Here is a 6,861-nt window from a genome sequence, read left to right as displayed (position 1 = left end):
CAATGGCCACTGCGCCGCCGAAGACGGTGGAACCGCCGACCAGCGCCGGAAGCACAGGCACCCCGAAGACCATAGTGGGCTCCGAGTAGCTGATCACATAGCCGATGCCGATGACGGTGCCGGGCACCGCGATTCCCAACATGCCGAAGAAATCCAGCAGCGCAGCTCCGCGCTGCACCCGGGTGACCACCAGCCAGGCGGTGATCATGCCCAGCAGTCCGGCCACCGGGGTGGCGATAAGCGCCAGCAGTGTGGTGTCGATGATCGCGTCATTGCCCACCCCGGTGAGCACATAACGGAAGTTATCCAGTGTGGGGGTGTTATTCACACCCAGGATCCGTACGAAGGCACCGGCGACGATCGTGCCGTAGAGCAGCATAATCAGGGCCGCCATGGCATAGGCGAATCCCGCCAGTGGGATCCACAGCCCCGGCAGGCTGGTGGCGGTATGCCGCTGCCGGCGTCCAGAAGGCTTGCCGGTGATGGAGACGACGACGCCGCGAGAGGACCAGTAGCGCTGGATGGCAAAGATCGCCACCGCCGGGATCAGCAGCACCAACGCATAGGCCGCACCGCCAGGGAGGTTGTACTCACCGACGATAGCCAGGTACGCCCGCGAGGCCAGGACCTGATAATTACCGCCCAGGACCAGCGGATTGGACAGATCCGAGATGGCTTCGACGAACAGCAGCAGGAACGCACCGCCGAATCCCGGCACCAGCATCGGAGCGGTGACGGTGCGGAATACCCGCCACCGCGAGGCTCCCAGCGAGGAGGCCGCTTCCTCATGCGCCGGGTCCAAGGCGCGCAGCATGCCCAGCAGATTCAGATATGCCAACGGCAGATAAGACAGCGTCAGCGCCAGGACCAGGCCCTGCAGCCCATAGATGTCATAGCGGACACCAAAAAGGTCATAGCTGATCATTCCGGTGCGTCCGAAGAGCGTGATGATCGCCGCCGCCACAGCAAAGGGCGGGGAGATGATCGGCACCAGCGTCAGGATGTGGATCAGCCGCTGCCCTGGAAAGCGCAGCCGGGCCTGTGCATAGGCCAGCGCGAAGGCACAGCAGGTGCCCAGCACCCCGACGATCAGCCCCAACTGGACAGTATTGAGGAAAAGCTGCCGGTTAGTGCCCGAGGTGACGAAGGACTGCAGCACCGTCAGCCCCTCACTGCTGAAGGCACGGTTCATCACCCCCAGGACAGGCAGACCCACCAGCAGGGTCAACGCGATCAGCACCAGAACAAGCAGCAGCCGCGACACCGGATCCATGCGCCGTCGTACCGGTGCTCCAAAGAGTCGACGACGGCGTGGGGCCGGGACAGCTGCTTCCGGCGGCACCGCCGAAGAGGAGCCTGAGGAAGCGCCGGGGGAGACCGCGGAGAGAGAGCCTACTGCCATCTGTTAACGATCAGTCATCCTCAGCGGGTTCGTCGGCGATCTCCTCGTCGAAGCGCTGCGTCAGGTCGCTGCGGTGTTCACCGGCCTCGGCAAAGTCGTAATCGATGAGCTCGATGTCATCCATGGAGACCATGCGCTCATCGTCAACCGCATCAGGGTGGGTCAGCACCTGGAAGGCTCCCACCTCAGGACCAAGGTCCTGGGCAGCAGGGCTCAGCGCCCAGTCAATATAAGCCTGTGCCGCCTCCTCATTCTGGGTGCCGTTGATCATCGCCACCGCGCCGGTCTCGTGTCCGGTGCCCTCAGCCGGGAAGCTGAGCACCAGATCCTCGAAACCCTCTTCCTGATGACTGATGCAGTCATGGGCGAAGACCAGCGAGACGGCCACCTCGCCGCGCCCGGCCGACTGGGCCGGGGCCGAGCCTGAGCGGGTGTACTGCAGGACATTGCGGTTGAAGTCCCGCATGTAGTCGAAGGCCGCTTCCTCGCTGCCCAGGCGCTCCACCTGAGTCCAGAGCGCGGTGTAGGCGGTACCGGAGGTGGAGGGATGGGCCATCATGACCTCGCCCTGCAGCTCTTCAGCCAGCAGGTCATCCCAGGATTCGGGAGCGTCGATGCCCAGCTCATCCAGACGGGACTGGTTCGAGCAGAATCCCAGGGCGCCCACATAGATTCCGGACCAGTAGCCGTCTTCGTCGATGACATCGGCTTCAAGTTCGGCCCGCTGCGGGGAGTCATAGGGTGCCAGCAGATCATCATCCATTGCCGCGATGAAGGCATCCACTGTGCCGCCGTGCCAGACATCGAACTCAGGGGTGGAGCCGCCGGCCTGAAGCCGTGCGGCGGCCTCGCCAGCAGATAGGCGCACATAGTTGGTCTGAACGCCAGTTTCTGCCTCAAATGCATCAGCCCAGGCAGCGCAGAGCTCCTCCGCAGGAGAGCAGACAACAGTCAGGGAGCCCTCAAGATCATCGGGCAGATCCGCCGAGGCCGTGTCTTCTCCGGACCCGCAGGCTGTCAGCGCCAGGGCCGCAACGCCCATGGCGGCCAATGCGGCCCTGCCTTTTCGGGAACCTGAAGCTATGGTTCGGTGAGTGTGAGATGCAGAGTGCATTGAAGGATCCCCCAAGTCAGGTGCATGAAGTCAGTGACGTAACGTGTGCCGACGCTAGTGGCGGTGTGCAAACAGACAACGACGGCAAGTTTACGTATAGGTGAACTGGCGACGGCGCCCGGCCAGTCGCAGCCGGTGTGATCTGGCACAATGAAAGCAGCTTCGCTCAACTGAAGCCGCCCAATTCAATACTGGCCACGTCCTCCACGCGGGAGAGACCTGCGATGCCCGTCCACGTCGGACACAGCAGGCGCCGAAGGAGCAAGATTCTCCCCTTACGAATCTCTCAGGCCCGGTGAACATCATCGGAAGGACCGCGCAGAGGTGGCAACTCTGGAAAGTACAAGGTGCGGCCACGACGTCGTACCCCACACCCAAGGTGCAAGCTGAGGCTGTCGACTAGGGCTAGACCACGAGGTCTAGATCTATGTGCAGCTGCAAGTGAATCTCTCAGGTTCCCCGCCATAGCGGTTGCGGGAAGTACAGAGCGAGGGGAGGAGATGCTCCTTACCCATGCCCACCGGAAGGCACTTCGATGACCAGCACCGTCAGCACCTACTCTGTTCCAGCCGGTTTCGCCGCCCGTCATATCGGCACTGACTCCGATACCAGCTCCACCATGCTCAAGACCCTGGGATATGACTCGCTGGACGAGCTCGTTGATGCTGCGGTGCCACAGAGCATTCGCCAGCCGAATCAGCTCAACCTCCCGGCGGCGCGCTCGGAGGCAGAGACGCTGGCAGCGCTGCGCAGTTTCGCCGCGCAGAACCAGACCAAGGTCCAGATGATCGGTCAGGGCTTCTACGACACACATACTCCGCAGGTGATTCTGCGCAATGTGCTGCAGAACCCGGCCTGGTACACCGCCTACACCCCCTATCAGCCAGAGATCAGCCAGGGCCGGCTGGAGGCGCTGCTGAATTTCCAGACCATGGTTGCTGATCTGACGGGCATGGATATTGCCAATGCTTCGCTGCTGGATGAGGCATCCGCGGTGGCCGAGGCGATTCTGCTGATGCGCCGGGGCAATAAGAAGCTCGCGAATGCCAAGATCGTGGTGGATGAAGACATCTTCCCGCAGACCCGCGAGGTCATCGTCGGCCGCGCCGAGGCGGTAGGGATCGAGCTGGAGTTCGCTGATCTTGCTCAGGGTCTTCCGGAGGGAGAGATCTGCGGCATCGTCCTGCAGCAGCCGGGCAACTCCGGTGCTGTGGTGGACCATTCGGCGGTGATCGCCGCGGCGAAGGAACGCGGCGCTCTGGTCACTGTGGCCGCCGATCTGCTGGCGCTGACCCTGATCACCTCGCCGGGGGAGCAGGGGGCGGATATCGCGGTGGGCAGTTCGCAGCGTTTCGGCGTGCCGCTGTTCTTCGGCGGTCCGCATGCCGCATTCATGGCGGTGAAGTCCGGGCTGCAGCGGCAGCTTCCGGGACGTCTGGTGGGCGTTTCCAAGGACGCTGAGGGTCGGCCGGCCTACCGTCTGGCGCTGCAGACCCGTGAGCAGCACATCCGCCGTGAGAAGGCCACTTCCAATATCTGCACTGCTCAGGCGCTGCTGGCGGTCGCTGCCTCCATGTACGGCGTCTACCACGGTCCGCAGGGGTTGAAGCGGATCGCCCAAGAAGTCCATGCCTATGCCCGGACCCTGGCTGCGGCCCTGCAGGCCGGCGGTCGGGTACTGGTCTCGGAGTCCTTCTTCGACACTGTGCAGGTGAGACTGGGACTTGAGGTGGAGGCCGAGCATGTCATCAGTACCGCAGAGGAACTGGGCATCAACCTGCGTCGAGTGGACGAGACCACTGTGGGCATCAGCGTGGATGAGACCACGACGACGGCACATCTGGTGACGGTGCTGCGTGCTTTCGGTCTCGCCGCCGGCGAGGAAGATGCCCAGACCCGGCTAGCGGGTGCCGAGGTCCGTGGCGCCCACGGTTTCCCCGAAGTCCTGGTGCGCAGCAGCGAATACATGACTCACCCGATCTTCCACACTGTGAACTCGGAAACGCAGATGATGCGCTATCTGCGCCGGCTCTCCGACCGGGACCTGGCGCTGGACCGCACGATGATCCCTTTGGGCTCCTGCACGATGAAGCTCAACGCTGCCACAGAGATGGAAGCTATCTCCTGGCCGGAGTTCGCCGGTATTCACCCCTTCGTCCCGGAGCATCAAAGCGTGGGCTGGCGCCGGCTCATTGAGGATCTGGAGCATCAGCTGGCGGAGATCACCGGGTACGCAGGGGTTTCTATCCAGCCCAATGCCGGCTCCCAGGGCGAATACGCTGGTCTGCTGGCCATCCGCCAGTACCATCTGGCCAACGATGACGCCGCCCGGGATATCTGCCTGATCCCGGCTTCCGCCCACGGCACCAATGCGTCCTCGGCGGTGCTGGCGGGGCTGCAGGTCGTGGTGGTGGCCACCGCTGAAGATGGCACCATCGATCTTGCCGATCTGGAAGCGAAGATCGCCCGGCACCCGGAGCGGATCGCAGCCATCATGCTGACCTACCCCTCCACGCACGGTGTCTACGAGGCTGATGTGCCCCAGGTGTGCAAGATGGTCCACGACGCCGGGGGGCAGGTCTATATCGATGGCGCCAACCTCAACGCGCTGGTCGGCTTGGCGCAGCCGGGGGAGTTCGGCGGCGATGTTTCGCATCTGAACCTGCATAAGACCTTCTGCATCCCCCACGGTGGCGGTGGACCCGGTGTGGGTCCGGTGGCAGTGGCGGAGCATCTGGTGGAGTTCCTGCCCAGCCGTGACCACGGTGCCACCGGCTCCGCCTCGGTCACTGCCGCCCCCTACGGCTCGGCAGGTGTGCTGCCCATCTCCTGGGCGTATATCGCCATGATGGGTGCTGAGGGACTGACCTCGGCCACCACTCATGCGCTGCTCTCGGCCAATTACATTGCCGCCCGGCTGAAGGATCACTATCCCACGCTGTATGCAGGGGAGAACGGGCTAGTGGCTCATGAGTGCATCCTGGATCTGCGCGAACTGACCAAGGCCTCAGGCGTCACTGCTGAAGACGTGTGCAAGCGGCTGATCGACTACGGCTTCCATGCCCCCACCCTGGCCTTCCCAGTGGCTGGAACGCTGATGGTCGAACCTACCGAGTCTGAGGATCTGGCAGAGATCGAACGGTTCATCGAAGCGATGATCGCCATCCACGCGGAGATCCAGCAGGTCATCGATGGTCAGCTGGAAGCTGAGGGCTCACCCCTGAAGCATGCTCCGCACCCGGCCGCCGTCGTCGCTTCGGACAACTGGGACCGCTCCTACTCTCGCGTTCAGGGTGCTTTCCCGGTCCAGGGGCTGCTGCAGGATAAGTACTTCCCACCGGTGTCCCGGATCGACGGCGCCCATGGTGACCGGAATCTGGTCTGCTCCTGCCCGCCGATTGAGGCGTTCGCGTCCTGACGGACTCACACGCCGCCATCGGCGAAAGACTCGATCGCCTCGTGAAGAAATGGACTGATGATGACTGAACTCAAAGAAACCGCCCTGGCGGTCGAACATGAGGCGCTTGGCGCCAGCTTCACCGACTTCGGTGGCTGGAGGATGCCGCTGAAGTATAGCTCTGAGCTCGAAGAACACCGCGCGGTGCGAGAGGCCGCCGGGCTCTTTGATCTCTCGCATATGGGAGAGATCCGGGTGGTAGGCCCCGATGCCGCCACCTTCCTCAACACCGCCCTGGTGGGGAACCTCGCGAAGGTGGAGCCCGGGAAGGCCAAATACTCACTGATCTGCCAGGACGACGGCGGCATCCTCGATGACCTGATCACCTACCGTCTGGAGGAGCACCAGTACCTGGTGGTGCCCAATGCGGGTAACCGAGAGGCCGTGGCCGGTGCCTTACAGCAACGGGCAGCAGGTTTCGACGTCGAGATCTGGGACGAGTCCGAGGGCATCAGCCTGATCGCCGTCCAGGGCCCGCAGGCGCAGGCCATCATTTCTTCCGTGGTGCGCATGGACGAGACGTATCTGGTGGAAGGGCTGCAGTACTACGCCCAGACCACGGTGACCATCGGCGGGGATGAGGTGCTGCTTGCCCGCACCGGTTACACCGGGGAGGACGGCTTCGAGCTGTACACCCCTCATGACAAGGCCGGTGCGCTGTGGCGGGCACTCCTGGAGGGAGGATCAGACTTCGGGCTGATCCCTTGCGGCCTGGCCTGTCGTGATTCGCTGCGCCTGGAGGCCGGTATGCCGCTCTACGGCAACGAGCTCTCCACCGAGCGGCTGCCGCAGGAGGCAGGGCTTCCCGTGGTGGCCTATTCCAAGGCAGAGGATTTCGTCGGCCGGGCTGCTCTTGAGGCGGCCAAGGCTGCCGGGCTGGGCAAAACC

General features: G+C 63.6%; 4 protein-coding genes and 1 riboswitch. Of the genes, 2 read left to right on the top strand and 2 right to left on the bottom strand.

Going from position 1 to position 6,861, the window contains the following annotated elements; all coding sequences use genetic code 11:
* Window positions 1–1,402: ABC transporter permease (locus TX78_RS01670; RefSeq protein ID WP_233722116.1), on the bottom strand; the 1,402-nt coding region annotated here is incomplete at its 3' end.
* A 10-nt stretch (window positions 1,403–1,412) separates the two neighbouring features.
* Complete coding sequence (locus tag TX78_RS01665; RefSeq protein ID WP_044493020.1) at window positions 1,413–2,516, bottom strand: ABC transporter substrate-binding protein; 1,104 nt, start codon at window positions 2,514–2,516, stop codon at window positions 1,413–1,415.
* Window positions 2,517–2,715: 199 nt separating this feature from the next.
* A riboswitch (glycine riboswitch) is annotated at window positions 2,716–2,843 on the top strand.
* Window positions 2,844–3,051: 208 nt separating this feature from the next.
* Between TX78_RS01665 and gcvP the strand changes: the two genes are divergently transcribed.
* Both gcvP and gcvT read left to right on the top strand, forming a co-directional pair.
* Entirely contained in the window at window positions 3,052–5,934 is a 2,883-nt protein-coding gene (gene gcvP / locus TX78_RS01660; protein WP_044493019.1) for an aminomethyl-transferring glycine dehydrogenase, read from the top strand.
* A gap of 60 nt (window positions 5,935–5,994) precedes the next feature.
* Window positions 5,995–6,861: glycine cleavage system aminomethyltransferase GcvT (gene gcvT / locus TX78_RS01655; RefSeq protein WP_233722140.1), on the top strand; the 867-nt coding region annotated here is incomplete at its 3' end.

This window comes from Nesterenkonia massiliensis, assembly GCF_000455245.1.
In the GTDB taxonomy this organism is placed as follows: Bacteria; Actinomycetota; Actinomycetes; order Actinomycetales; family Micrococcaceae; genus Nesterenkonia; species Nesterenkonia rhizosphaerae.
Note: the sequence above shows the minus strand (reverse complement) of the source record. Positions and strands in the feature narration are given on the sequence as shown.